20 protein-coding genes and 1 tRNA gene are annotated in these 26,375 nt (G+C 55.2%); 10 read left to right on the top strand and 11 right to left on the bottom strand.

Annotation, left to right across the window (positions count from 1 at the left end; translation table 11 throughout):
* Both G491_RS0104770 and G491_RS29450 read left to right on the top strand, forming a co-directional pair.
* A complete protein-coding gene (locus tag G491_RS0104770) occupies positions 1-777 on the top strand; it encodes an acyl-CoA dehydratase activase (RefSeq protein WP_028313769.1) in 777 nt (258 codons plus the stop codon).
* Positions 778-1,500: 723 nt separating this feature from the next.
* On the top strand, positions 1,501-2,103 hold the full coding sequence (locus tag G491_RS29450) for an ankyrin repeat domain-containing protein (RefSeq protein WP_051327039.1): 603 nt from the start codon (positions 1,501-1,503) through the stop codon (positions 2,101-2,103).
* 132 nt (positions 2,104-2,235) lie between these two features.
* Here G491_RS29450 and G491_RS0104760 read toward each other — a convergent pair.
* A tRNA-Arg gene (locus tag G491_RS0104760) sits at positions 2,236-2,311 on the bottom strand.
* Positions 2,312-2,839: 528 nt separating this feature from the next.
* Between G491_RS0104760 and G491_RS0104755 the strand changes: the two genes are divergently transcribed.
* The 4 genes from G491_RS0104755 (at position 2,840) to G491_RS0104740 (ending at position 7,207) form a co-directional block, all read left to right on the top strand.
* Positions 2,840-3,553 carry a CBS and ACT domain-containing protein gene (locus G491_RS0104755; RefSeq protein WP_012609429.1) on the top strand — a complete coding sequence of 238 codons (714 nt, stop codon included), beginning with the start codon at positions 2,840-2,842 and terminating at the stop codon, positions 3,551-3,553.
* 543 nt (positions 3,554-4,096) lie between these two features.
* Positions 4,097-4,936 (top strand): DUF3108 domain-containing protein, encoded by an 840-nt coding sequence (locus G491_RS29445; RefSeq protein WP_051327038.1) that lies wholly within the window; start codon positions 4,097-4,099, stop codon positions 4,934-4,936.
* Positions 4,937-4,942: 6 nt separating this feature from the next.
* The gene (locus G491_RS29440; protein ID WP_051327037.1) at positions 4,943-6,550 is read left to right on the top strand and encodes a SidJ-related pseudokinase; all 1,608 of its coding nucleotides are present in this window, start codon (positions 4,943-4,945) and stop codon (positions 6,548-6,550) included.
* Positions 6,551-6,598: 48 nt separating this feature from the next.
* A complete protein-coding gene (locus G491_RS0104740) occupies positions 6,599-7,207 on the top strand; it encodes a DUF3786 domain-containing protein (RefSeq protein ID WP_028313768.1) in 609 nt (202 codons plus the stop codon).
* 532 nt (positions 7,208-7,739) lie between these two features.
* On the opposite strand, the gene G491_RS0104735 is transcribed toward G491_RS0104740, so the two are convergent.
* The 4 genes from G491_RS0104735 to G491_RS0104720 all read right to left on the bottom strand — a co-directional run bounded on the left by G491_RS0104735 (position 7,740) and on the right by G491_RS0104720 (position 11,635).
* Positions 7,740-8,522 (bottom strand): YkgJ family cysteine cluster protein, encoded by a 783-nt coding sequence (locus G491_RS0104735; RefSeq protein ID WP_028313767.1) that lies wholly within the window; start codon positions 8,520-8,522, stop codon positions 7,740-7,742.
* Positions 8,523-8,529: 7 nt separating this feature from the next.
* Complete coding sequence (locus G491_RS0104730) at positions 8,530-9,132, bottom strand: hypothetical protein (RefSeq protein ID WP_012609435.1); 603 nt, start codon at positions 9,130-9,132, stop codon at positions 8,530-8,532.
* Positions 9,133-9,148: 16 nt separating this feature from the next.
* Positions 9,149-10,204 (bottom strand): deoxyguanosinetriphosphate triphosphohydrolase, encoded by a 1,056-nt coding sequence (locus G491_RS0104725; protein ID WP_012609436.1) that lies wholly within the window; start codon positions 10,202-10,204, stop codon positions 9,149-9,151.
* 150 nt (positions 10,205-10,354) lie between these two features.
* Entirely contained in the window at positions 10,355-11,635 is a 1,281-nt protein-coding gene (locus G491_RS0104720; RefSeq protein ID WP_012609437.1) for an OmpP1/FadL family transporter, read from the bottom strand.
* A gap of 271 nt (positions 11,636-11,906) precedes the next feature.
* Here G491_RS0104720 and G491_RS0104715 point away from each other — a divergent pair, with 271 nt between their 5' ends.
* Both G491_RS0104715 and G491_RS0104710 read left to right on the top strand, forming a co-directional pair.
* Positions 11,907-12,887, top strand: a complete 981-nt coding sequence (locus G491_RS0104715; RefSeq protein WP_028313765.1) for a hypothetical protein — start codon at positions 11,907-11,909, stop codon at positions 12,885-12,887.
* 92 nt (positions 12,888-12,979) lie between these two features.
* The gene (locus G491_RS0104710; RefSeq protein WP_157467975.1) at positions 12,980-13,492 is read left to right on the top strand and encodes a hypothetical protein; all 513 of its coding nucleotides are present in this window, start codon (positions 12,980-12,982) and stop codon (positions 13,490-13,492) included.
* A 16-nt stretch (positions 13,493-13,508) separates the two neighbouring features.
* Here G491_RS0104710 and G491_RS33365 read toward each other — a convergent pair whose 3' ends face one another.
* From G491_RS33365 to G491_RS36635, 5 genes are all read right to left on the bottom strand, one after another.
* Positions 13,509-14,180, bottom strand: coding sequence for a class I SAM-dependent methyltransferase (locus tag G491_RS33365; protein ID WP_084511323.1), 672 nt, complete (start codon positions 14,178-14,180; stop codon positions 13,509-13,511).
* Between the two features lie 324 nt (positions 14,181-14,504).
* On the bottom strand, positions 14,505-15,809 hold the full coding sequence (locus G491_RS0104695) for an ATP-binding protein (RefSeq protein ID WP_028313762.1): 1,305 nt from the start codon (positions 15,807-15,809) through the stop codon (positions 14,505-14,507).
* Positions 15,810-16,081: 272 nt separating this feature from the next.
* Positions 16,082-17,002 (bottom strand): ABC transporter substrate-binding protein, encoded by a 921-nt coding sequence (locus G491_RS0104690; RefSeq protein WP_028313761.1) that lies wholly within the window; start codon positions 17,000-17,002, stop codon positions 16,082-16,084.
* A 71-nt stretch (positions 17,003-17,073) separates the two neighbouring features.
* Complete coding sequence (locus G491_RS0104685) at positions 17,074-17,535, bottom strand: chemotaxis protein CheX (protein WP_012609444.1); 462 nt, start codon at positions 17,533-17,535, stop codon at positions 17,074-17,076.
* Positions 17,536-17,585: 50 nt separating this feature from the next.
* Positions 17,586-19,502, bottom strand: a complete 1,917-nt coding sequence (locus G491_RS36635) for a chemotaxis protein CheW (RefSeq protein WP_028313760.1) — start codon at positions 19,500-19,502, stop codon at positions 17,586-17,588.
* A gap of 419 nt (positions 19,503-19,921) precedes the next feature.
* Here G491_RS36635 and G491_RS33360 point away from each other — a divergent pair, with 419 nt between their 5' ends.
* Complete coding sequence (locus tag G491_RS33360; RefSeq protein ID WP_051327035.1) at positions 19,922-22,522, top strand: PAS domain-containing hybrid sensor histidine kinase/response regulator; 2,601 nt, start codon at positions 19,922-19,924, stop codon at positions 22,520-22,522.
* Positions 22,523-22,844: 322 nt separating this feature from the next.
* Complete coding sequence (locus tag G491_RS0104665) at positions 22,845-24,767, top strand: oxidoreductase (RefSeq protein WP_028313759.1); 1,923 nt, start codon at positions 22,845-22,847, stop codon at positions 24,765-24,767.
* A 66-nt stretch (positions 24,768-24,833) separates the two neighbouring features.
* Here G491_RS0104665 and G491_RS0104660 read toward each other — a convergent pair whose 3' ends face one another.
* The gene (locus G491_RS0104660) at positions 24,834-26,186 is read right to left on the bottom strand and encodes an FAD-dependent oxidoreductase (protein WP_028313758.1); all 1,353 of its coding nucleotides are present in this window, start codon (positions 26,184-26,186) and stop codon (positions 24,834-24,836) included.
* Positions 26,187-26,375 lie beyond the last annotated feature (189 nt).

The raw sequence follows: 26,375 nt of genomic DNA, 5'->3' as shown, positions 1-26,375 counted from the left end.
ATGTTTTTTGCAGGCGTAGACATTGGCTCCACATCCACCGAATGCGTGATTTTGGACGAGTCCGGCGAAATTATCGCCGCGGACATGCGGCCCACGGGCGCGAACAGCGCCAAGGCGGCTCAGGCGGTTTTGGACTCGGCTATAGAAAAGGCGGGGCTGGACGCTCCGCCCCATCGGATCGTGGCCACGGGCTACGGCCGGGTGAGCGCGCCTTTCGCCCATAAGGTGGTGACGGAAATCACCTGCCACGCCCGGGGCGTGCTGCATCTTTTCCCCCAGGTCAGGACCATCGTGGACGTGGGAGGCCAGGACAGCAAGGTCATCCGCATCGGCCCCAAAGGCAATGTGATCGACTTTGTCATGAACGACAAATGCTCGGCCGGCAGCGGCAGGTTTTTGGAAGTCATGGCCCGGGCTTTGGAGGTTGAGTTGGACGACCTGGGGCCGCTGTCGGAAAAAAGCGCCGAGGAAATTTCCATCAGCAGCATGTGCACGGTGTTCGCCGAATCGGAAGTCATATCCCTGGTGGCCAGAGCCGTCCCGGTGGAGGACATTATCAACGGCATTCACAAATCCATTGTCAACCGCCTGGCCAGCCAGATGCAAAGAATGAATCCCGAGCCGGATATCGTCATGACAGGCGGGGTGGCCAAGAACTCCGGGATGGTGAAAAAGCTGTCCCAGGCTGCCGGGCATGTGGTGTTAGTCCCGGAAAATCCCCGCATGACCGGCGCCCTGGGCGCGGCCCTGACGGCCATGGGGTTGGATAGGGAATAGAGCTAAAACAAGTTAGGCGCCCCTACGGGGGCGCCTTTGTTTATAACCACGGAAGACACGGAACACACGGAATGACGAATTTCCGCGCCTTCCGTGTTTTCCGTGGTTGAAAATTTTCCGCATCAACCCTACGACCTTCGGTCCGTCATTGTCGCGCTAAAAATCACAGGCCGGATAGAGCCCCGCGAAACCCGAAAACAGTGCGGCTATCCGCACCTATCTAAAAAAACGCTGCGAAGCGGCGCCATCTCAAGTCCCTTCCCCACTGGCGGGGGAAGGTCAGGATGGGGGGGATTACTCCCATGGTCCCCGTAGGAATGCATACCGGCGATCAATCCGCTATTTCCGCCCCCATCGATTTTGTAGGGACAGGTCCCTGCGCTTGTCTGGGTTGTTTCGTTTTTAGTAGAGGCCGGGCTTGCCCCGCCGGTTCTTGGGCGCCCCAGGCAACGGCGGTTTGTTGCCTGGGTGCGAAGCACAAAAGGCTTGCCGATCCACTTCCATACGCCATAATTGCAATTGCATCCCGTAACCTTCCATCGTTCCTAATCGTAGAAGTGCGCAAAAAGCAAATCAATCTGTATTCCATCAAAAAAAATTTGTGGTATAATTGCATAATTCTCTATCATAGATATGATAACAATCATTCTTTGCGGATAGCAGCTATGTCATGGGCGCCGGCCTTGGGCGCTATAGGCAGCCTTGCAAACAAAGGGGGGGTAAATGATCAAGCTAAAGCGGTTTTTATTTCCGGACATATTCCAGGCGGCCCAACAAGGAAGAATGCAAAAGGTGAAATCCTTTTTGCAAAAAGGGACGCCCGTTGACGTCAGGGACGGAAGCGGCAGGACCCCTCTGATGCATGCCGCCTGGGAAGGACATCCCAAGTTGCTGAAGTTCCTGCTGGATTCCGGGGCCGATCCAAAAGCAGAGGACGATGTAAAGGAAACTGCGTTGGCTCATGCCGCATTTTACTCAGACAACCTTGAATGCGTAGGGTTGCTGATAGATCACGGGGCCGACGTGAATGCCCAGGATGATGATGGCTTCAGCATCCTGATGTCGGCTGTCGTTGACGCTCCGTTGGAATTGATTCAAATGCTTGTGGAGGCTGGCGCCGACGTCAACCATCAGGATTGCGACGGCGACACGCCGTTAATTGCTGCCATGTACGGCCTTCCCTCGGAAAGGGAAATACGGTATTTGTTGGACTCTGGAGCGGACAAGACAATGCGCAACAAAGAAGGAAAAATCGCCTATGACGTGCACCTGGAAGAGGAGGAAGGGTTTCCGGACCCTGAAATACTGGAACTCGTGCGTTTATAGCCCTAAGCGGCCATAATTCATCCACCAGTCAACGCGCTTCAATCCCCCCCCCAAAAAAAACGGCCGAATTCCAACGTGGAATCCGGCCGCGTACAACACAATAAATCTATACACAACAATCCAAAAAAAGAATGGTACCCCCGGCAAGGATCGAACTTGCGACACCAGGATTAGGAATCCTGTGCTCTATCCACTGAGCTACGGGGGCTTTTTCGTCCCGGCCTTCCAAACAGGAAAAATAACCGGGCTGCGCCGGATTGTCCGCTAAATAAAATCAAACAAACAGCCAACCGGCACGGGCCTTTAGAGCAATATTTCGCGCCGATGTCAAGCCCAAATAAGAATTGATCCGGGCTTTTATGGAAATGCTCCGATCTTGCGCGCCCTGCAGGGCGATCCGCCATTTTTCCGGCTCTCAGAGGCCGCCATCCCCCCGGCGGGCGCCCCAGCGCAAATTTTCATAAACGGTCGATTCCTTTAACGGGGTGTAAAGAATTCCGACGCATGCACTTTTACTGTAACTTTTTCATATTTCTTTTAATATTAAATAGATAGACCATTGCCTGCAGGAAAATTCTCCTGGCACAAAGCCTGCTTATATCCAATGTCATGCAAGCCCGGCGGCGTCGGCCGGGCAAGGCGGAAAACAGAGCCGGAAGCCCCGCGCAGCCCGGGCCAATTCAATCCCGGCGCCATCGGCGGAAAAATATTCACAACCCGAAAAGGGGGTGAGACCATGCTAATAAAAGATTGGATGAAGCAGGACGGAGTCTCGGTCAACACCGACTCCACGGTCAAGGAAGCCAGGCGGCTGATGGAAGTCTGCCACACCCGCACCCTGCCTGTTCTGAAGAAAGGCAAGCTGGTCGGGGTAGTGACGGACCGGGATCTCAAGAGGGCCGCGCCTTCGGACGCCACCTCTCTTTCCCGGCATGAAATCGCCTATTTGCAGGAAAAAATCGCGGTCAAGGACGTCATGACCAAGGACCCCATCACCCTGTCGCCCACGGATACGGTTGAGCAGGCGGCCATGCTTTTTCTGGAAAAGAAAATCTCGGGCGCGCCGGTCATGGACGACAAGGGCCGCCTCATGGGAACCATCACCCAGGACGAGTTGTTCAAGGTGCTGATCACCCTCACCGGCGCCTGGCACCGGGGCATTCAGTTCGGATTTCTTTTGGACGACCGGCCCGGCTCCATCAAGGAGGTTGCGGACATCATCCGGGATTACGACGGCCGAATCCTGAGCATTCTCAGTTCCATGGAAAAGGCGCCCTGGAAAAGCCGGTTCGTGTACATCCGCATCCGGCCTATGGACAAAAACCTGCTGCAGCCTTTGCTCGATGAACTGCGTAAAGTCGCCACTATCCTGTACGTGCTGGACCAGACCGAAGGTTCTCGCCTGACCCTGGGAGCGGACGTGGACGCAGAGCCGGCGGAGGTTGTGTAACTCAACTTTCGGGATTGGAAGTAGTGCTTTGAAATCAAGGAATTATGTATGCGGCTCAGATCTATCTATATACCAGAGTCCGAGAGTCAAGGTCCCTTCCCCCCCTGGCGGGGGAAGGACAGGATGGGGGGGGGAACTATGCGGAATAACGTACAATATCACCCCCACCCCAACCCTCCCCCGTCAAGGGGGAGGGAGTTTTTGTGACGCCGGCTATGATGTTTAATACCTTATGACCTATCGCAATATCTTGAATATATGAATAAAAATTGATTTGCGAAAGTTGAGGTGCAAGATAAAAATCGTTTTTCCCTTTGGGGCGGGCGGGCCTTAGGTTTCCCCGTTTGATCCCTGGCGTCTCAGGGAAGAGGGCGGTCCTCTTCCCAATGCGTTCCTTCCTGTGTGTGTGAAGGCCAGGCCCGCCCCAGCTTTTTTTCCTTCCTTTCTGTTGTCTTGACTTTAATCCTTGCCGTAGTCTATGAAAAGGGTCCGGCGTTGCGCCGGACAGGAGGAAGAGTTTCGTTCCAGTCAGGAGAGCGGACTATGAATAATTTTGCGTGCAAATTGGGAAAGCATACGGCCCTGACGCTATTCGCCGTGTTTTTCCTGCTCGCCGGTCAGGCAGGGGGCGGAGTCGATCCCACAATGGACATTCCTCAACGGATTCCCTTTTCGCCCGGGGAAAAGCTCACCTTTGAGCTTAAATGGCTTTTTCTGCCCGCCGGGACGGCCACCATTGAGATCCTGCCCATCGAGTTGATGGACGGCGAGCCTGCGTGGCACTTTGTGCTCAAGGCCCGGACCAACCGGTTTACGGACGCCTTTTACAAGGTGCGGGACCGCATAGACACCTATGTGGACCTGAACATGACCCGAACCCTCTACTATAAAAAGATCCAGAGGGAGGGCGACACCAAAAGGGACGTGGAAGTCATTTTCGACTGGGAGAATCTCAAGGCCTCCTATGTCCAGGACGGAAACAAGGAAAAGGAAACGGAGATCAATCCGGAATCCTTCGACCCTCTTTCCGTGGTGTACAAGTTCCGGTCCGGCGACATCGCCCTGGAACGGCAAATGCAAGCCTGGGTCACGGACGGCAAGAAGTGCGTGGAGGGCAGGGCCTTTATCACCAAGGAGCAATCCCTGGCCGTCCCCGCCGGACGATACGATACTTTTGTCATGGAGCCTGAGCTAAAGCACGCGGGAGGCGTTTTTCAGGAAAGCAAGGACCCTTCCCTGCGCATTTGGTTTTCCAAAGGCCCGGAGCGGCAAATCATTAAGATTAGAGGCAAGGTGGCTGTGGGCAGCTTTTCGGCCAACCTGATTAAAGTGGAGAAACTTCCTCCCCATTTGCTGGATCAGGATATACCCGAGGAGGATTAGCTGGTTTTGATAGGCGCGTCTGAAATCACCGAACGAGACTTTGCGCTCCAGGAATTGGCGAAGCATAGGCAAAGCCTGGAGTCCGTATACGTCAATCTGGGGCGGCTGCAATACCTTATCCAGGAATACACCCCGTGCATCCATTTGGAAACCATGGATGTGCTGGACGACCTTTTGCTCCGGGAAGAGCACACCAACCGGCGCACCTCCTATTTCACCTACCGCAAGGCGGCCGATGTTCTGGCCCTGGCCGTGGAAAAATCCCCGGACCCGGAAGTGCGGCGAAAAGCCCTGGATATTCTACGGAACATGGTGTGCATCAAGCATGGGTCCGTACACAGGGCCGCGGCCGAATCCTTAGGCTCCCTGCCCTTGAACATACGGGGCCCAGCCATGGAAACGCCTTCGGAAAAGGCGGCCTTGCCCAAAGCATCGTGGATGTCCATTCTGAAGCAGGCGGGATTTTCGTCGGACGGGCCTCCCCTGGCCAAGGGCCGAAGCCTGGTGCTTCGCTCTCAAGACGATCAGGTGTTGGTGGTTAAGATGGCCCGGGACGGAGACTCCGTTCAAACCCTGCACGCCGAAGCCGCCTGGATGGAGCGCCTTGAGCAGGAGGCCCAGGGATTTCCCGTGGACTTTCATGTGCCCCGGCCCATCAGCATGGGCCAAAACCGTGTGTTCCGGCTGGAGGAAATCCCGGAGCATGAAGGCGGCCTGGAAAATCTGCATCCCCAAAGACTGGCCATGGCCTATGTCGCTCACGGCGATTACTTCACCTATCCCAACGATCCCTCCGGCCCGGGGCTTCCCGCGGGCGGCGAGTTTGTGGAAATCCTGGGAAAAAACGCCTGGCTTTTGGGCAGGCTGGGCGCCTCCGGCATGGTGCACACCGCGCCCATCCCCCTGTTCCACAACCGGGTCCAGGCGGGCCGGCGAACGGATCGCGGTTTGTACGAATGGCCCCGTCAGGGCAGGCTGGATCAATGGCTGTTTTCCTGCCAATACCCCAACCTCTGCAGCACCGGCCTGCGGGATTTCGAGCATATTTTAGCCTTTAACGGCCCAATGAGCGAGCTGTACCTCCACCTGGGCACTCACGTGCTGAGCCTGGTATTGGTGGCGGGCAGCTATTTCAGGAACAAGGACCCTGAACGGGTGGGCCTCGACCCCCAGGGCGAACCCGTAGACGCCCGGGACCTGTTCGACCGCCCCCTGCTCATCACGGCAATCAGCGAAATTTTTTATCAGTACTACAGCGGCTTTGTAGGCCGGGAGTTCACCGATCCCCTGCCTCGGGATGTGGAGTCTCTGGCCGACGCCATGATCCGCGAAATGGGCGTAGACCGCTACATGGAGGAAATCCTCCGCGTCCACGATCAGGAGGCCATGACCCAGGAGCAGTTTCTCGACTTTCTGACCGGGCGCGGGCTCTCTCCGGAAAAAGCCCGGTCATGCGTTCGGGGCAAAGAGGAGATCGTCCTGTACACCGGCCCGCACCTGGGCGGATTCAACGACGTCATCTCGGTTCCCGAACTGATTTGCTTTGTCGCCACCGTCACCTCCCTGTGCGTGTCAGGCAGGTACGTGGAGCAAAATCCCCAGCAAGCGGCCTGATCGTTTGAGTTTTCAGGCAAAGCGTATAGCGGCGTCCAAGGAGGGATTATGAGCGCGGAAAATTCCGTTTACGAACAAACTTACCAAAAATACCTGAACGATCTGGCGGGCATCGATATTCCCCAGGCCTGTCAAACGCTGGGCTTGGAGTATGAGGACGGAAAGGCCGTCATCAATTTTGTGGGCAGGACCTTCACCGTGTCCCCTCAGGGAGTGGAGAACGCCAAGGGGCTGCAGCCTGAGCTGGGAATTTGCGTGGGCCTGATCCGATACTTGCTTATGTGTCCGCCCTTTCCGCCCAAGGACGGAGGCTGGACAACATTTCGGGACATCAAGGGCGCAGGGCCCCTCACGGTGTATTGGGCCAACGACGTGGAACAAGCTCTCTCGGAAGTGTTTGCAGGCAGGCCCCAGGACTTGACAACAGCTTCGGAAAAGTTGAACGCCGTTCCTCCGGATCAGGATTATTCCTATGACGTGCAGTTTCAGGTGCAGGCCTTGTCCCGCATGCCCATGCTGGTGCTCTTTAACGACGGAGACGACGACTTTCCGCCCAAGAGCACGGTCCTGTTCCGCGAAAGCGCCGGAACCTACCTGGACCCGGAATGCCTGGCCATCCTGGGCGTCGCCGTGGTACAAAGCCTTATCAGGGCCTAGTTGATTGCCGGACGCCCTTAATTTTTCAAAGAGGTCTTCCAAATACATAAAAAAGTATTGATTTCAGATAGTTATGTATGCATTCCCACGCACAGCATGGGAGCGAGAAGTCGGATAGACAACGGTTGCAAACACAGTGCAGCCGCAGGGTGGCCCAGGCAACGGCAGTTTGTTGCCTGGGTTCGCAAGAACAAAAGGCGCGACCGAGGAAGATTGCTGAAATCAGGAAAGGTCGGCGGGCGGAAAGGGTTGGTTGAAACCTTGTTTTTGTTTGGTTTTGGATAGGGCGTACGTCCGCCTGAGTTTCAAGGCGTTACCCAACCGCAAAGGCCGCACCTACTGCGCTATCGCGCCCAGGCACGTTACTGCTGTGCCTGGGCCACCCTTTGAAACCTGCTGTTGGGTTTCGTTAGAATCTTCCCCGACTTCGAGCGCCTTCAATTGACAACCCGCCCTAACGCTATATTTGACGCCGAAAAAACTCTACCCAACAAAAAGCTGCATCGAATCCTACCTTTGCAGCCTCGCCGCCTTAAACCAACCCCAGCTCCGGGGACGGATATCCAAAGCAGAAGAGCTTGATCCAGGCGAAGCCCAGGCGCAGCAGTTCCACCTCATCCTTTTTGGCTTTTTTCAGAAAAGCCTTGGGAACCTTGTACCGCTTTAAAAAGGTGCTTTTAAAAACGAAATCCTTGAAGTCGTCCATGTTGTAGGCGGCCATAAACGCCATCCGGGCCATTTTGCCTTCCGGCCCGTCCGCTCCCCAGGGATCGTTCTGGAACAGGATTTTCACCTTGGTCCATTCGGTCATCATTTTGTGATAATACACCGCGCCCTGGTCTTGGGACCAACTGGATACGGTCCACTCCTTGGACTCGTGCCGGCCCTGGCAGAAGTCGGGCGGCTTGTAAAAATGGACCGGCGTGAGCACGCCCGAGGCTTCGTCCAAGGAAACCCCGTGCTCCGTGGGAAAGGTGCGGCAGGCGTACATTCTGTCGCTGTAAACGGTGCATCCCTTTTCCGACAAAAAGGGGCATGTTTTTTCTTCGTTATCCGCCATGGTTAAAAGCACTTCCGGGAAGAAGTTGCCCGGCCTCAAAACCACGTCCGTGTGCTTTTCGATCACTTCCGAGGCGGTCATGCGCAGTTTCTTTTTTAAACGCACAATGTCGTAGGGATACAAAAACAAATTCAGGTTGCGGCAGCACAGGTTGAAGCAGGATATGTCGGGCCTGCATTCAAAACAGAACACGTCTCCGTCCTCCAGCCGCCTGCCGGGAATTTTGTCCAGATCTTGGTCTTCTACTCGCTTCATTGTTAAATCAGGTCTCGCTGCTTTGTTTGACCAGCATTTCGGCCACGGTCATTTTAATGGATTGATTGAAGCCGGTTTTTTGCCGAAGCTCCCTCTCCAGGCCCGCCAATTGTTGGTAAAAGGGCGTTCTATCCAGGACCGCCTCTGCACCGCTGGTTTTGGCCAGGTCTTCAAAAGCCCGGCATCCGATCCCCTGATGGATCGCTCCGTTGGGCATGGCAAACCGGTAATGGATGCCGTGGAGCCGACAGATCATGGGCCGGTTTTCGTAGATCATGCATTTTCCGTCCTGATTCACCGGGCACATGATTCTATATGCGCCGCCCGCCATATGATTAGCCTGGTCGATGACCTCCCGGGCTCTTTGCACGGCGGCCTTGTATTGGTCTTCGCCCAGCTTCATGCATCCGTCCTGGATGGCCAGGTACTCCAAAAATGTGTGATGGAAGAATAACGTGAGGCAGCAGCTATCCTGGCATCCCTGGCAGTGAAAGCCATGGGCCTGGGCGACTTCATCATACGCGTGATCCATTTTGGAATAGACTTCTTCCAAACGGGACAAAAAATCCTGGATCATGGGGTCTTGCACTAATGTCCGGACATTGGTCATTAACGGCCTGTTCCTTCTACACCATGGGGGTGGGGAAAAAGATTTTTTGGTAGCGCGTCAGGGCGAACCTGTCCGTCATACTGGCGATGAGGTCGCACACGTTTTGCTTGGTGGGCGCGGCATGCTCGGGGCTGGCGAACAGCTCCTGCTCGATGGCGGCTTTTTGAAAGGCGTCTACGTTGTTCATATAATAGTCAAACAGTTCCGAAAGAATCTTTTTGGCTTTTACGAACTCATTGTGGACCACCGGCGCCCGATACACGTTGTTGTATAAAAAAGTTCTAAGCTCCAGCATGACGTCGTGCATGGCGTCGCTCATTTTGATGGTCATCTGCCCGTCTTCTTCGCCGCTGGAATAAACCACGTCGCGGATCATGGTGGTGACCAGATCCCGGTGCCTCTCCCCCAAAACCTCCACGCAATGGGACGGCACCTGGTCTCGCGTAACCACGCCGCTTCTGATGGCGTCGTCCAGGTCGTGGCTTAAATAGGCGATGATATCCGCCACCCGTACGACCCGGCCTTCCATGGTAGAGGCCACTTCGCCGGCGTCGTTGGGCATGATGGTGCCGAATCCCTTGGAGTGCTTGGCGATGCCGTCCATGACCTCGTAGGTGAGGTTCAAGCCCTCGCCGCGCCTTTCCAGGCAGTCCACCACTCTCAGGCTTTGCCGGGAGTGGGTGAAGTCCTTGTGAAACAGCTCCTTCAGGACCGTCTCGCCGCCGTGGCCGAAAGGGGTGTGCCCCAGGTCGTGCCCCAGGGCGACCGCCTCGGTAAGGTCTTCGTTAAGACGCATGGCTCTGGCGATTGTTCTCGCAATTTCAGCCACTTCCAGGGTGTGGGTCAACCGGGTGCGATAATGGTCTCCCAGCGGAGACAAAAAAACCTGGGTTTTATGCTTGAGCCTGCGGAAGGCATTGCTGTAGACAATGCGGTCGCGGTCTCGTTGGAAAGCGGTGCGGATGGGGCAGGGGGCTTCCGGACGCTTTCGGCCTTTGGACTTGGCGCTTGGGCACGCAAAAGGCGATAAAAAATCCAACTCCCGTTGTTCGAATTTCTCACGTATTGTCATTGTTAACCATGGCTTAAGTTAATCATATACGCTTATGTTGCATAAGCCGCGAAAAGCATTTCACAGCTTGTTTGGATTGTAAAGCAAGAATACAAAAAAAGGGGCTGGAGTACGCCTCCAGCCCCTGGATATTTTTGATTCCAGCCTGTGTTAGAACTTGCGCGTGACGGTCAGGCACAGAATGTGGGCGCTGACTTCCTGCACTTCGCCCACCAGTCTGCCCACCTTGACGCCGGTGGCTGCGTTGTATACGTCGCCGGCTTCGTTATCAAAGGAGCGTTCATCCTCATACAGATAGGCGTAAGCGAAATCCGCAACCCATTTGCCGTACTGGCCGCCAAAGCCGCAAGACCAGGTCCAGCGGTCTCCGTTGGGCACGATCAGGTCCAGGGTTTCGTTGGGAACAAATTCAGGCTCGTAAGCCAGGCCCGCTCTCAGGTCCAGGTTCTTAACCACGTTGTAAGCGAAGCCCAGGCGGAAAGCGTGAGCGTCATCCCAGTTTTTGTCGATTTCCGTGACTGCGCCGGTGGAATCCACGTTCAGTTGAAGCATGTTGTAGTTGGACCACTTCGTCCATTGGTAGTCAAACTCCACCGTGAAGGGGGCTTTGCTCCAGGAAGCGCCGACCTGCAGCACGGAAGGCAGATTGATGTCCAGGGTTCCGCCGGACTGCATGTTGATCAGGTTGTTGCCGGTAACGGTGATGTCGCCCACCAGGTCGTGGCAGAGTTGGCTGCGGTAGGATGCGCCGAGCCTGAACTCGTCCTGGATGTAGAACATGATGCCCGCGTTCCAGCCGCTGGCCCAGTCGTCGCCTTCCACTTTCATGTGGCCGTCCGGTCCGAATACGCCTCCGGGCATAAGGATGTTGTTTTCCATCTGGGCGTCCATGTAGTTGGCGATGAAGCCGGCGGAGATGCTTACGAATTTCCAGGGCTGATAAGCAATAACCGGGTTGATGGCGTAGGATTTGATGCGCGTATAGGTGGCGCCGGAGCAATACTGTCCCGGCCAGTTGTCCGGCCAATCCGTTGAAAGGCCGAAGTTGGAGTAAACCCCAAGGCCTACGGCCACTTTTTCATTATATTTATTGGTCAGGTAGAAATTGGGAATGAAGAACTCGTCGTCATTGGTCTTGGTGACCTGGCCGTAATAAGTTCCCAGAGCCGCGTCCTTTTTGGAGGCTTGAAATTCGGCCTTGGGCCAGATAGCCGCTACGCCCGCTGCAATCTGGGTGCCTTCCAACTGAGTCAGGCCGGCGGGGTTGTAATAAACCGCAGTCGGATCGTCAGCCTGGGCGACGAACGCGTTTCCCATGGCGACAGCCTTTGCGCCTTGGTCGAAAATGCTGAAAGCTGCCGAATAAGCAAGCCCGGGCGCTAAAAGCGCCGCCGCGAGCACACAACACACCACTAACCGGAATTTCTTCATGACGATCTCCTTTTTTTTCTGAACGGGAAGCGAAATTGATCAATATAATAACAATTCCATAGGCGATTTGTTAGCTTCATGTCAACCCAAAAGCCTTTATTCCCTACAAAACTGGCATCTTGATTATGTAATGGTTTAAAAATCGTTGCTAGTTTCGCTTCCAATATGGTATGTCCCTTAAAAGGCAAGAAATACTTATAGCAGGATCAGAAACTAAAATGATGGCCCGCAATTATTACCGGGGAACCTTGCGGCGGAAATGGAGGGCGTAATGGCCGGCAAATTCCAAATGGGAACCATCCTGGCACTGGTGTTTTTGTTGATGCTTCCGGCTGCTTCCGAAGCTTTTAACAGGGACCTGAGCACTGTAATGATTGACGATGCAATTTCCTTTTGCCCTGATAACTTAAGAGAGTATCTGGTTGCCAGGAAGGCGCTTGTCTTAAAGGGAATGAAACACGGCGACTATGCCAGCGGCCCCATAGATCCCATGTCAGCGGAAAGGGTGTACAACCTGCTTATTGAACGGTTGAAACAAGGAAAGGCCGACGATCCCAATGTTATCATCGGTTTTGGGACCCTGGCCTTTTTTCTGTCGGAAACCGTCAGCCCCGGCGCCTGCCGGACTCTGGACGCGCTTCTTCCTGAATGGGTGCTGTACGACGGCACGGACCCCATCAACAACGTGGAAGAAACCATTTTAAGCACCCTGGAGCTTTCCAAGCCTTTTCACGGCCAGTGCGACGAAGAAAGCATAGGCGACGCCTATAACGTGGCTGTGAACGTCATTGTCGACTTCTGGGTCTCCGCTTATAATAAAGCGGGCCTGGGGGCCGGGACGCTCCTCCCTGTAGGTTCTCAGGTGGACCACTCCCGTCAGGCCATTTACACGCCTCAGGAACTGGAAGCCATGAGAATTGCCAAGGAAGCCAGGGAAGCGGCCCAGGCGGCCTATGATGAAGAAATGAAGGAAATGGTCCGGAACGGGGTCATCACCGTAGAAGTGGTTCAGTGGCAGAAAGAGCAAAAAGAAAAGAAAAAAATTGATCAGTACATTGAAAAGTACCGCCTCCAGTTGAAGCAGTTGGAAGAGGAAGCGGACGAACTCCGCAGCGGGGGAACCATGGACAGGGATGAGGTCAAGCGCATGAGGGCCCTGAACGACGAGATGGGAGAGATTAAAAGCCGCATTTCCGAGTTCGAGGACGACCCCAACATGGCTCTGGAAAAAGAGAGAAACGACAACTGGTAAACAGTTTGATCAAAGCAGCTCGCTATATAACGGGCCGCCGCCTCTACAAAGGGGGCGGCGGCCCTTTGCTTTTTATGGAATGGAGATTTGTCATGACCGGACGAAAAATCCTGATGTCAGCCCTTCTATGCCTGAGCCTGGCCCTGGCCGCCGGCTGCGCCTCCAGCGGATACTCCGGCGTTATCCCCGTGGCAGGAGCAACTTTGGGTCCGGATACTCCCGCCCGGCGCATGACGGCCTTAAACGCCGCCGAGCAGGTGCTTCTTTCAAAAGGCTATACGCCCGTAACCGTCGTTAAGGACAAGGGGTTCATGAACTTCCTCCTCGAAGCGGATTCCGACACGGTCTATAAAGTGAATGTCCGCCTGGTGGACGTTCAATCCGGAAAGAACGATGTGGAAATGGACATAGACATGAAGATCCTGCGGACCGAGCCAAAAACGAGCGGCCTAAGCATTGGCGGTGGAATCGGCTTCGGAACCGGAGGGGGAAGCGGCTTTGGGCTGGGAGTGGCCACAGGCGCCCGGGACTATCAGGACGATGACATCAAATTTTCCCTGAAAAAGGAGATAGCCGCCGCCGTGGAAAAAGCCCTGGCGCAGTAAACTGGGAAAATCGGAATCAAGGCTCCAAGAGCCAGAACCGGGTTTCGTCTTCAACAATCAGGGGGATGTCGTTTTTCCGGGCGCCCATCAGCGCCGCCATGGCGGACTCCCGCTCCGGATCCGGGTTTAAACCGTAATATCCAAAAATGTACTCGACCATCTCGTTATAATCCTCAAATGTCCAGTGGATTAAGACGTCCCCGTAATCCACGACTTTCAGTCCGCTGTCCTGAATGGCGGCCTCGGCTATGACATACCGGTGGGACTCGTCGTCGATCACGGCGAAAAGATTGGCGCCCAGGGTGTTTGCCTTGGGCTCGATGACCAATATCCGCCCCTTGGCGTTCAGCGTGCGTGCGGCCTCTTTCAGGGCCCGGGCCGAATCCTGATGATGCAGGGACAGCGTAAAAACCACTGCGTCGCAGGCGCCGTCCTCCAAGGGAATATCCTCCCCGCTGCCGACGGCAAGCTGTACGGCAGTCCCTACGCATTGACGCGCCTGATCCAGGTCCGCCTCGCACGGGTCCAAGCCCAAGACGGATTCCGCATGCTTTTCAAGATGGCAGGTCAGCCGTCCGTTTCCGCAGCCGATTTCGACAATTCGTCCTGCCCTGGACCCAAAACAACGATTAAATATCCCGGCTTCCCTGTTTTCAAGATCTCTGTGCATCATAACTCCAAACTGCATGCCGCGGCCGGCTGTTTACATACACCGCATAAATAGAATTCGAATCATTAAAAAGATGGGGACTACGATCTCCAAATCAACTTCAGAAGCTCTTTTACGGAAGCGGGATTGTCGTTGATCAAAGCGTTGTGCCCTTCAATTTTTTCAATGACAAATTCTTTCATTTCCTGGCTAAGGTATTCATTTGGTATGGCCGTAAAAGGCCCCTTGTCAGTGATTGGAACCCAAACTTGAGGCATGCAAAAGAGCTTACTGAAACCTTTCCATTTCATGACTGAGGAAGATAATTCCGTCTGCACCTCTACGCCCTGATCTTCAAAGCGCCTACATCTCCGTCAAAAAATCCTTGCCCTGCAGCCTCACCCCGGCGCGCATGGCGCCCAAAAAGCGGGACCTTAGCGCGTCGCTCATGAGCGCGCTTTTGACCGGCGGCAGCCGCAGGAAGGCGCCCAGGATGGCGTTCATGGCCTTGTTTCCGATATTCTCCGGATTGTCGAAAATCTGGTTCTGCAGGGTTCCCCGTTCCAGGGACTGGAGAATCACCCTTTCAAAGGTGGTTTCCGGGGTAATGACCCGTTTTTTTCGGGGGATTAACTGGCACGCGGAGGGCTTGCAATCCAGGCCGCAGACGCCGCAGCCGATGCAGAGTTCCAGGTTGATTTCAGGCTTCTTTTTTCGTTTTGTATTGGGATCGCCGTCTGCAACCATTTCAATGGCGTTAATGGGGCATGCCTTGGCGCATTTGCCGCAGCCCGTGCATTTTTCGTCCTCGATGTCCGCAATGAAATTGCTGGTGACGACGGCGTTTTCGTACCCGTATTTGTTCATGCCCAGGAGAAGATTGCAACAGCATCCGCAGCATTGGCAAATGGAGGCGATGCCCTGTTGAACGTTGTCCGCCTGAAACACCAGGCCGTATTCCCGGGACCTGGCCATGTTTTCCTTCAGGGCCGATTTGCTCACCTCCCCGGCCATGTTATGCCTGGTGAGGTATTCCGCGCCCATGCCGAACGACAGGCAGGTGTCCAGGGGAACGTCGCACTCCTTGGCGCCGGCATGATGCTTTTCGTGCCGGCACGAACACAATCCTACAGCCACCTTGTCCGCGCTTTCCACAATATGCAAGGCTCGTTCGTAATCCAGAATTTCCACGTGGTCGGCCAGGGATTCCTCATGGGGAACCGTCCGCAACGGACCGATCTGCTCGCCCTTGGAAAAATTCGCCTTATACAGGGACCCGTCCTCAAAATAATGATGGAACAGCTTTCCCCAGGTTTTCATGTCCAGGTCGCCCTGGGTGCGCATCATGGTGAATTCAAAGATGCCCACGGCGATGGGGGAGGGCATGTAATTGTACTCTCCGTCAATGAACAGATCGATGACCAGGCCCTTGTCGCTGAGTCCTTCCAGGAGATTCTTCAAGCGAGCGGGATTCATGCCGGTAATTTTTTGAATCCGATCCACCGTGGACAGCCCATAGGGCATTTTTACGTAAATTTCGGCTTCCTCCGCCGAATACAAAGCCTTGACAATGTTGTAAATGCGTTCGTTAAGAGGAACCCGCACAGCTTGCGCGTCGATTTTCTGTACGAGTTTTTTATAGATGTCTTTGCCGACCAAGTGCCCCATGTCCCCCTCCTTAATGGTTTCAGGTATGATGAGTAGATTTACGCCATCATGATGAGATTTTCAGGGGAAAAGAATACACGGGTTCCGCCACATTGTCCAGAACCTGTCTTTCTTGAGGTAAGAGAAGGCTTTTGGGGGCTGAGATAAGGAGGGATATTCCGGGCCCCCGGCTTGAGAGCGTGATTGCTCTGCGGCAAGCTGCGGGGGCCCGGAAGCGCCTCGGCGCGTTTCATGCGGATGCTTTACATGGAATGGCAAGCCTGTTTAGGCGTTTATTTGCAGCCCACTTCCTGGGCGAACCTGGCGTCCACAAATTTTTCCAGGTCGATTTTATCGGAAAGCACGCCCATTTGTCCCGACATATACTCCTGGATAACCGCAAGGTCGTCGATTACGGGCATGAGTTCATCCGTCTTGATGCGCTGGATTTCGCCGGCCAGGACCCGTTCCATAATCTCTTTTTTCTGGTTGAAGAACCAGGCCCCCACCGCGGCGGCGCCCTCGGGCTTCTGGGCGGCGTAGCGGCCGGAAAGCTCCAGGCTCTTGATCAACTCCAACACCGCATCAGGATGCCCTTCGGTAAGTTCTTCGTTCATGACCAGGACGCAGCAGGGATGATTGGGCCAGATGTCCTTGGACAGGGCGAACTCTTCGCCGTAGCCTTCCAGGATCGCCTGGGACCCAAAGGGCTCGGCCACAATAAAGCCGCCCACCTCGCCTTCTTCATCGTACTGGATGGCCATGGGCATCTGGCCTGGCGCCATGACTTCCAGCATCACGTCCTTGCCGGGAATCATGCCTTTTTCGGACATGAGCTTGTGCAGGAGCATGTGGTGCACGGAAAGCTGATACGGGATGATGATGACCTTGCCCGCAAAATCCTCCAGGGTTTGGATGTTGGCCCGTTTGTTGGTGATGAGCACGCTGCCGGTTCTGTGCGTGAACATGACCAGCTTGATCTTTACGCCGGATTTGAACAGGTCCATGGCCGTGGGCGCCAGGATGAAGGCCGCGTTGATCTCGCCGGCGGCCAGGGCGTCGGCCACCTGGTTCCAGCCGCCGATGCTTACGGTCTCCAAAGAGGCGTTATTGAAGGTTTCGCCTCCCTTTTCCAGTTTGTACTTGGTCAACCCCAGGATCAGATGATCGGTGATGGGCAGATGACCCACCCTGATAACAGTCTTGTCAGCCATGTGTATCCTCCTTGGATGAAATCCGTAGCGTACAATTATTGTTAACCTGGCCTGATCCGGGCCAGGTTAATTTACTCCTCGAAACAAACCTCTATGGTAAAGCTGCCGTCGTCCGTGACAAAGGGAATCGCCACGATGGGATAGGTGGTGATGTGGTTGATGGAGTGATTCTTGCCCGTCACCACCGTTGGTACGGCTGCATAAAGCACTCTGCCCAGCTCTTCCAGCTTCACACGCGCCTGGCCGGAAATCATGTTGCCGATTTCCCCAACCGCGTCCTTAATGTCTTCGTTCAGACTGCTTATTTGCTCCCCCAACATTTTAGAGACGATGGCCAGAGCGCATTCCTCCGAAAAACTGACCGATACCGTGCCCCGGGTGTCTCCCGACAGCCCGATCACGGCAGTCACGTCCCCGGTCGCCACCTCGTCCTGCTTGATGTACAGGTTCTCCGCCTTGGCCTTGGTCATGGCCATGGTGTCCAGCACATTCAGGGTGGCGGTAATGAATGGGTTGATTACTTTTACGTCCATAAGACCCCCGTTGCCTTTGGGTTTTTCAGGACTGGCCCCGCAGGAGCCGTCTATATTATAACGTCCAGCACGTGTTCCATATCCAATAAAAGCTTTACGCCGTTATCCAGTTTGGCCATGCCCAAAATGTAATCCGGCTGAATGGTCGCTCCAAAGGACGAGGTGTCCTCAATCTGGGAGGCCAGCACGTCCTTGACCTCCGACACCGAGTCCACAATCACGCCCATAAAAACCGTTTTTTCCGAGCTTTCCATCTCCAGGACCACGATGCATGTGCGCTCCGTATAATCCTGGGCCTCCATGCCAAAGCGGAGGCGAAGGTCCATGATGGGAATTACCTGGTCCCGAAGATTGATGACGCCCTTGATGTAGCTGGGCGCCTGGGGAATGGCCCGTATGGGGCGCATGCCGATGATTTCCCGTATTTTCAATATATCCAGGCCGAACTCCTGGCCCTGAAGCGCAAAAGTGAGGTACTTTCCCTCCCGGGCCAGCATGGTCCTGCTCGAGTCATGCTCCTTGGCGCCGCGGGGCTCCACAAGGGCGCTGGAAAATTCGGGGCTGGTCAAGGCTTTGGATTGGCGATCCCCGCAGGCCGCCTCCGCAAACCGGCAATCCACGAATTCGTCCAGGTCAATGAGTTTGCCGATGCCCATGTCATGGACCATATAATGCTGGATGACATCCAATTCCTCCTTGGAGGGGTACAGGTCGTCCGTCCGAATTCCCATGGGATCGGTGAGTACGTTCTTCAGTACCGGAACCTTCAACCCCACGGTTTTTTCCGGGTCCAGAAAATCCACGGCGATCCTGGCCGAGTTCTCCGGCCTGTTTTTGATGAACCTGCCCGCCGCAACCAGCAATTCATGGAATTCCAGCAAGGCTTCCTCGTGGGCGTCCACAAGCTCCCGGCGCATGGCCAGGACGCAGCAGGGATGATTGTTCCACATTTCCGAAGAAAGGAATTGCAGATCCGTAAGGCCCGAGGCGATGGTCTTGGTGGCCAAGGGCTCCGCAACCATGAATCCGCAAGTCCCGTCGTTGCCTTTTAAATACCCCGGCATGTCCACCGGCGCCACGACTTCCAGGTTGACGTCGTAATGACGGCCGGCGGTGATCATCCCGGCGGACAGCCCCATGCCCGAAAAAAACTGATGGGTGAGCATGTGGTGGATGGACATCTTGTGGGGGATCAAAAAGGAGCGGCCCTTGAAAAAATCCTTCCACGGCTCTTTATAGCTTCCGTGCTTGCTGCGCACCATGACCGACCCGTTCCTGTGAGCGAACAAGGTCAGGCGAATGGGAACGTCAAACGCGAAAAGATCCATGGCGATGGGCGCCAATACGCAGGCGCCGTCCACGGTTCCTTCCTCCAGGGCCTGGCGCACCGGGTTCCAGCCGCCCATGCACTGGGTTTCCAGCTCAAAGCGTCTGGGCTGGAACACGCCGGATTCTATCAAATGCCTGGCGACGCCCAATACAAGATGGTCCGTAATCTGGATGTGGGCGATTTTCAGCTTCAGCTTTCCCGAAGCCGTATACTCCGGGACCCGTTTGCCGGTTTTTTCCGGTTGTATCCTGGCCCCGATAGCCTCAAGAATTCTTTCTTCCAACTCCCTGGCTTGAAAAGGCTTGGGAATGAATCCGGTGGCGCCTGCATCGCGCGCCGCCTGCTCCTGCGCCTTGTCTCCCTGCCCAGTCGCCATGATAAATGGCAAGCCGGACCAACGATCGTTTTTTCGCACCCATTGGAGAAGCTCCAAGCCTCCCCGATTGGGCATGTTCCAATCGCTTATGATTAAATCAACCTCTTCCCCCTGCTCCAACAGCGCGACGGCTGCATCTCCGTCTTCCGCCTCCAGAATATGTTCATAACCTATGGTTTTCAGGGCGCTGACTTCAATTTGCCGCGTCAGGGGAGAATCTTCAGCCAGAAGAACGCGCATCTTCCGGTGGTCTTCAGACATTTTTTGGCCTCCTGGAAAAACGATTTGCTATCTCGGTAACATTCGGACAAGGCTCCACGGCCGCAATGGAACAACCATAAAGCACAAAGTGTGCCGTTTTTGATATCCCCTGATAAATTAATCGATATCAACTGCTTATTTGGTAACCCCCAGTGCCTCCCTGCTTGTTTAACAGGTTTTGAAGCCATTGATTTGGCGCCGCGTCAAAGACTTGGCAAAATTCCCAGGGTTTTTGCCGGGGCCAATAGCGGCGGCGCCCAGCTCCCTCGTCTCTATGACTTGCACAAGCAGGATCAATGCGGTTTTGGAACGGATTTTGCTCCATATCATTTTTTACGTTTGCAAAAGCTCATAAGCAGGATTTGAGGATCTGGGTTATTCATGCATGTTTAGGAGATGGAGCATTTAGGAGACTTGTTTTGAAAGATCAAAACAGATTCCTGATTTTAGTTCTCATTATGGCGTCTGTGTGTCTGCTGGCCACCGGCGTATCCATTTGGATCCTGTACCATACGTCCATCGAAGTGGAGCGGAACCGGCTTGTAGAAACCGCCCAAAGCCAGGCGCGGCTTATTGAAGCGGTGGGCCGGTTTGACGCCCAATACAGCAGGAACTACCCAAAAGGCTCCCTGGAGGCCACGCTTAGTCAGATACGGGACGCCCACGGCAGTTACAAAGGCTTCGGAGAAACCGGCGAGTTCACCTTGGCGAGAAAGCAGGACGGCGTTATCCATTTTTTGCTCAGCCACCGCCATTTCGATATGACCAACCCCAAACCCGTAAGTATGAAATCCGAGTTGGCGGTTCCCATGCAACTGGCTTTGAGCGGCAAGTCCGGGTCCGTCATCGCCAGGGATTACAGGGGGGAAACCGTCCTTGCCGCCCACGAGCCGGTTTCATTCCTGAATATGGGCATTGTCGCCAAAATTGATATGGCGGAAATCCGGGCGCCTTATATTCGGGCCATGGCGATCATCCTTGGCGCCATGCTCGGCCTTGTCGTTGTGGGCGCTGCATTTTTTCGAAAAATCAGCTACCCCATCGCAAGGCGCCTGGAGGAGCAAAATAAATCCCTGAACCGGGAAATCGGTGAACGCATAAGCACAGAAGAGGCTCTTCGCGCTAATGAAGCCTTTTTAAAAACCTTGCTGGACGCCATTCCGGCGCCTATTTTTTACAAAGGCCGGGATGGGCTGTATCTGGGCTGCAACCGCTCTCTGGAGCAGTTTTTCGGATTTTCCAGGGACTATGTCGTGGGTAAATCGGTGCATGAAATTTTTCCTGGAGACAGCGCCGAGACCTATGAAGCGAAAGACGTGGAGCTTTTTGAGAGCGGCGGCGTCCAGCAGTATCAGCAACAACTAAAAAACGCCCGGGGGGAGCTTCGCGATGTAAGCATCCATAAGGCCGCCTTTTTGGACAAGCAGGGCTATATGGCCGGCGTCATCGGCGTTTTGAACGATATTACGGAATTGAAGCAGGCCCAGGAAGCCATAAAAAACCGGGAGCAACTGCTCAACGAAATGGGAAGCATTGCCAAAATCGGCGGGTGGGAGCACGATCTGACTACCGGAAAGGCGACCTGGACCAAAGAAGTACATAAGATCATTGAATTGGACGAAAAGCAAACCCCGCCCGGGCCGGATGAACATTTGGAATATTATCTTCCCGGAGACAGGGAAAAACTGGAGAAGGCCTATAATGAAGCGATTGAAAACGGCCTTCCCTTTGACCTGGAGCTCCAATGCGTCAACGCCTCCGGCAAACGCTTTTGGGCGCGGGCCATGGGCCGGCCGGTCTTACGGGATGGAAAATGCGTCAAGCTAAAGGGAACCTTTCAGGACATCAGCGAACGGAAAATGGTGGAGGAACGTTTGCGGCAGGCTCAGAAGATGGAGTCCATCGGGCATCTGGCCGGCGGCATCGCCCATGACTTCAACAACCTCCTGTTCCCCATTGTGGGCATGGCCGAAATTCTCATGGAGGACCTTCCCGAAGGCAGCCCGGAATTTGAAAACGCCCAGGTCATCTTTGAGTCCGGAAAACGGGGCGGAGAGCTGGTGAAGCAAATTCTGGCTTTCAGCCGCCAGACCGAGCACAAAATGTCCCCCGTCCGCATCCAGCAGGTCCTTAAGGAAGTCCTTAAGCTCACCCGGGCCACCATCCCCACGTTTATTGAAATGGAGGAGCATATCCAGGCGGATTGCGGCATGATCCTGGCCGATCCCACTCAGATTCATCAGGTGGCTATGAACATCGTCACCAACGCCTTTCACGCCGTGGAGCAGACAGGCGGCAAAATCATCGTCCGCCTCAAGGAAATTCTGATAGACGAAGAGGACGTGGAATACACCGCCATAGGCCCTGGCCGCTACGCCCTCATGTCCATTTCGGACAACGGCCCGGGAATGCCTTCGGATTTGATCAACAGGATTTTTGAACCCTACTTCACCACCAAGGAGCAGGGAAAAGGGACCGGCTTGGGCCTGGCCGTCGCCTACGGCCTCATCAAGGCGCATAAGGGGGACATCCGGGTGTACAGCGAGTCCGGCCAGGGAACCGCCTTCAATGTTTATTTGCCCCTGATGGAAAAAATGGAGATTACGGAGCCGCAGGCGCCCAACGAAGTGCATCCCACAGGAAACGAGCGGATCCTGCTTATCGATGACGAGGCCCCCATCGTCAATTTGGAAACCCAAATGCTCCAGCGTCTGGGATACCAGGTGACCGCTCGAACCAGCAGCTTGGAGGCCCTGGAAGCCTTTCAGACCATGCCTTATGGTTTTGACCTCATAATCAGCGACATGACCATGCCCAATATGACGGGCGATCAACTGGCCGAGGAGGTCATCGCCGTCAGGCCGGACATTCCCATCATCATCTCCACCGGTTTCAGCGAAAGGCTGAACGAAGCTGCCGCCGGCGCCAAAGGCATCAAAGCCTTTTTGATGAAGCCCGTCGTCAGGTCCGAACTGGCGCAAATCGTGCGCCGGGTTTTAGACGCCGCCAAACCAGGGTAATTGCCTTCCCGCCGACTCCCTCCACGGTGATGTAAGAGAGCGGCGTCCGCACAGAGGAGGGATTCGGGGGCATGACCTGATTTCCCTGTCTTCCCTGGCGAGCGATTGCGGCTTTTACGGAATAATCCCAAAAAAAATTCATGACCGGGCAAATCCATGCCCTGATTGTCGTTGACAAAAGTTCCCCCCGTCCGTAATATAAAAAATCGAGCACTCGCTCGAAAAAAAGATCGGCCGCGTAAATGCATTCAACCGCATTTATTCCCAAGGCCTGTTTCTTGGATTAGATCCGTACCCACACCGATAAAAAGGAGAAGGCTCCATGTTAGACCATTTGATGTCCCCTATAAAAATCCGCAACCTGGAATTGAAAAATCGGTGCGTCATCCCTCCCATGGGCACCAATTTGGGAAACCCCAACGGAACCGTCACCGAAAAGAACCTGGCCTATATCAAACGCCGCGCGGAAACGGGCGTGGGCCTGGTGATTACGGAGATCGTGGGGGTTCATCCGTCCGGTTGCGTGGGCCTGGGCATTTTTGACGACAAATACATCCCCGGATTGACTCAAATGGTTGACGCGATTCATTCGGCTGGCAGCAAGGCCGCCCTGCAGTTGCATCACGCCGGACGCGAAGCGCCTTTCCAGTTGCAAAAGGGCAAGGCTCTGGGGCCCTCCGCCATTCCCAGCTTCGTCTACGGCCAGCCCCCCAAGGAAATGACCAAGGACGACATTAAAATGATCATCAGCGCCTTTGGCGACGCCGCGGTGCGCGCCCAGGCCGCGGGCGCCGACGCCGTGGAAATTCACGGAGCTCATGGATATCTGCTGACCCAGTTTATGTCGGTCCACGCCAATCAGCGCACGGACGAATACGGCGGGGATTTCAAGAACCGCGCCCGGTTCGTCATTGAAGTGGTGGAGGAAGTGCGGAAAAGGGTAGGGGACGACTATCCCGTCCTGCTCAGGATTTCCGCCGAAGAATACATCAAGCACGGCTACACCGTGGATGAGGTCCTTACCATACTGCCTGAGCTTATTGGCGCCGGAGTCGACGTGCTCCATGCCTCCGTGGGAACCCACGGCAGCCCCGGCGGCATCACCAGCGCGCCCGTGGAATACGAAGCCGGCTGGAACATCTGGCGCGCCAAGAAAATCAAAGAGGCCGTGGATATTCCGGTCATCGGCGTGGGCCGTTACACCGATCCCCGGGAGGCGGACAAAGCCATCGCCAATGGCGACGCGGACATGATCGCCTTCGGCCGCCAGGTCCTGGCCGACCCGGATTTCCTGATAAAGGCTCAGGAAGGCCGCTATGAAGACATCCGCACCTGCCTGGCCTGCAACCAGGGCTGCATTGAGCGTCTGATCCTGGAAATGGGCTCCAGCGTCCGTTGCGCCATCAACCCGGAAACCGGCCAGGAAACCCTGGTTCCCAAAGGCCCCGCGGAAAATCCCAAGAATGTCTGGGTGGTGGGCGCCGGCCCCGCCGGGCTTACGGCGGCTTACGAGGCCGCCAAACTCGGCCACAAGGTCAGTCTGTTTGAGCAATCCAACCATCTTGGCGGCCAGATTCAGTTCGCCCGCCAGGCGCCGCATAAGGAAGTCTACGGACAATGGATCGACTGGCTGGCGGCCCAGGTGAAAAAAGCGGGCGTGGACATTCAAACCGGCGTGACGGTCACCGAGGATATGATCAAGGAAGGCAAGCCCCAAGCCGTAATCCTGGCCATCGGCGGAAAAAAGATCATGCCCGATTTCCAGGGGCAGGATCAGCCCAGCGTTTGCGACGCATGGCAGGTGCTGAATCAGGAAGTCCCGGCCGGCAAAAACGCGATCATCGTGGGCGCCGGCCTCATCGGCATGGAAACCGCCGACTTCCTGGTCCAAAAGGGCTGCAAGGTCACCTTGCTGGAAATGCTCAAGCAATCTCCGGTCCTCAAGATCACCGGCCACGGATACCAGTTGCATAAACGCATGCGCGAAGCCAACGTCATGTTCCTGTTCGGCGCGGTCCTGGCCGCCGTGGACGGAGACAAGGTGACCCTGCGCTTTGACGACAAGGAAGACGTTCTGGAAGGCGTGGATCAGGTGGTTCTGGCCGCGGGCATGAAGCCGCGCGAAGATCTGAAGGAAGCCCTCATGAATTTGGGAATCCAGCATACTGTGGTGGGCGACGCCGTTCAGGTGCGCCGCATTATCGAAGCCACGGACGAAGGCGCCAAGGCCGCCTGGGCGCTCTAACTCATTCCTAAACCAACCAAAAATTATGTCGGGCGAACGGATCAACTCCGTTCGCCCGATTTTTTTCTACTTCTGCAGCCTCAATTTGGCCAGGGCGTTATGGGCCGCATTAATCAGCGGATGCACCGTGGGCGCCGAGGTCAATAGGGGATGGGTGGCGATCTGCATCATATCCAACTGCCGCACGTTCAACTGCATTTGAATGCCGATGGATATGGCGTTGATCAACTCCCCAACCGAAGGCCCGCCGGAAATCTGTCCTCCCAGCAAGGCTCCGCTTCGGTTGGCGAAAATCAGCTTAACCCTCATGGGCGAGGCGCCGGGTAAAAATCCAGGATGCCGGTCCGGCGCCATGGCCTCGCCGGTGACAATGCGGAATCCTTCCTCCTCGCACATCCTGCGCGTCATGCCTGCGCTGGCCAGGCAAAGGCCTCCTATTTTGGTGGAAAAGGCGGACACGGTTCCTTGGATCTGTCTGAGCACCCGAATGCCGTACAGGTTGGTTCCTGCTATTCTGGCTTCAGATGTTGCTGTGGAGGCCAGCCAGACGGGGGCTTCCTCTCTGGTGAAAAAATCCCGCTTTAAGGCGCAGTCGCCCACCGCGAATACGGATTTCACCGTGGTGCGCATATAAGAATCCACCCAAATGGAGCCTTTTTCGGTGACGGTCAGCCCGGCCTTCGCAGCAAGTTCGGCATTGGGCCTGCCGCCCACGCCGATAATCACGATGTCTGCTTGAAGGGACGTTCCGTCGTCCAGTTCCACCCTTTTCACCTTGTCCTCGCCGCCTATTGATATGGCCCGTCTGCCTGTATGAACTTGCACGCCCGTTCCGGCAAGCTCCGCCGTTGCGGCGTCGCAGAACTCGTCGTCAAAGTCCTGGGACAAGAGTCTGGGCAATATTTCCACAATGTGCACTTCCGCGTCCGGGTTGCGCGTCAATTCGTCAGCGAACTCCGCGCCGATAAACCCGCCTCCCAGAATAACCACCCGTTTGGCTGCCCTGGCTTTTTCCCGCAACAGGCTTATGGCCGAAAGGCTTTTGGTAATGCTGAACACCCCGGGCAGTTCTACGCCCGGAATAGGCGGGACCACGGGAGAACTGCCTGTGGCGATCACCAACCGCTCGTAGTCGATGGTTCGGCCTGAAGCCAGGGTGAGCACGCTGGCCGCCGTGTCCAGGGATTCCGCCTTATCCACGATAATTTTCACGCCTGCGTCTTCCAAAGGCTTGTTTCCCAGGATGCTTTGGGCCGGGTCCGCCAGAGTGTAGATCATATATGGAATGGAGCAGGGGATTACGCCGTCTGCGATTTCCTTGATAATGTACACACTTTTTTCCGGGTATACGCTTTTCGCCGTCAGGGCTGTTATGACTCCGGCCGGACCTCCCCCAACAATAACTATATTGCAATCCATAAAAGTCTCCTTTGTCCAACAGGCTGATTTTTGTGGTTGTCTCCCAGTAGGCATAACGGCAATATGGGCGCCAGAGGAGGTATTTTGTGTAACATTCTATATTTATGAATATATTGCTTATTTGGGTAGATGGGGTTATGGGGAATGGTGTAGGATTGCTTTACAATTTGTACAAATCGCCGCCATCAT

Origin of the sequence: Desulfatibacillum aliphaticivorans DSM 15576, from assembly GCF_000429905.1 — a bacterium.
Taxonomy (GTDB): Bacteria; Desulfobacterota; Desulfobacteria; order Desulfobacterales; family Desulfatibacillaceae; genus Desulfatibacillum; species Desulfatibacillum aliphaticivorans.
This window is presented reverse-complemented; position numbering and strand designations above follow the sequence as displayed.